The organism is Neisseria sp. P0021.S005 (assembly GCF_051956955.1).
On the sequence record NZ_JBQCWY010000915.1, the window covers coordinates 1 to 501 of the forward strand.

General features: G+C 49.5%; 1 pseudogene. It reads left to right on the forward strand.

What is annotated here, in order from left to right:
- Nucleotides 1-37 precede the first annotated feature (37 nt).
- Nucleotides 38-501, forward strand: a pseudogene (locus ACTHUE_RS20140) (polyphosphate kinase 2); the annotation flags it as partial.

A 501-nucleotide genomic window follows, 5' to 3' on the forward strand; every position in this document is an offset into this window, starting at 1 on the left:
ACCATATCATTTAAAACTTAATCGATAAGGAGACTTTATGGCAGACCACCAATTAGAACCGTTCGAGAATGTTGAACTGGGCGAGAAACAAGACCAGCTGCAAGTATTCGAAAAGGCTGTTTTGGAACACGAAGGACGCGGCACTGACGAAGATTCCAGCAGCGCACCGCTTCCTGCCAACTACCCATACAAACAACGTATGCGCCGCTCTGTTTACGAAAAAGAAAAACAGAAGCTGCAAATCGAATTGTTGAAAGTACAAAGCTGGGTTAAAGATTCCGGTCAGCGTATTGTCAGCCTGTTTGAAGGCCGCGACGCAGCCGGTAAAGGCGGTACCATCAAACGCTTCATGGAACACCTGAATCCGCGTGGCGCGCGCGTGGTTGCTTTGGAAAAACCAACCACTACCGAACGCGGCCAATGGTATTTCCAACGCTACATCCAAAACCTGCCGACCGCAGGCGAAATGGTATTCTTCGACCGCTCATGGTACAACCGTGC